The sequence below is a fragment of the Mesorhizobium sp. M1E.F.Ca.ET.063.01.1.1 genome (genome assembly GCF_003998155.1).
GTDB lineage: Bacteria > Pseudomonadota > Alphaproteobacteria > Rhizobiales > Rhizobiaceae > Mesorhizobium.
This window is the reverse complement of sequence record NZ_RZSC01001541.1, coordinates 1-501: the sequence shown is the minus strand read 5'-3', so window position 1 is coordinate 501 and position 501 is coordinate 1. Positions and strand designations below refer to the sequence as shown.

Here is a 501-nt window from a genome sequence, read left to right as displayed (position 1 = left end):
ACTTGATAATATGAAGTGTCGATCAGATGAACCGTGCTATATGCAAGCGATAAGATAGGTCCCCCTGACCCAAGGTTCACCCGGGGTATTGACAATCGGGTTGTCGACACCCATAGTTCCGTCGTGAGCATCGCTCCGGGGTTGGCGCCAGGCGCCAGCCGAACTTTTCAAAACGAAGGCCCGGCTAGTCCGGGTCTTTGTTTTTTATCCTGTCAAAGCAGCTGTATTTGATGCCACGGGACGCCAGCTCCTCGGGCGGCAGGTGCGCGTCGATGAGACGCTTGTGACCCATCAGGGCCCTATAGGGCCGGTAGGACGGGTCATATCCGCCCTTGGCCATCGGATAGAGGTAGAGATCGGCGATCTGCAGCATCGGTGTGGCTTTGGTCCTGCCGCGGGGCTCACCGCGCACGATGTCCTTGAACTCTTCTGCGGTCAACGACCCGTAGCCGGCCGAGTTGGCGCCGTCGAACGGCATGCCCTGCGTCTTCAGGATGCGCA

1 pseudogene is annotated in these 501 nt (G+C 58.9%); it reads right to left on the bottom strand.

Annotation, left to right across the window (positions count from 1 at the left end):
- Window positions 1-184 precede the first annotated feature (184 nt).
- Window positions 185-501: pseudogene (locus tag EOA29_RS39675) on the bottom strand (DUF3800 domain-containing protein); the annotation flags it as partial.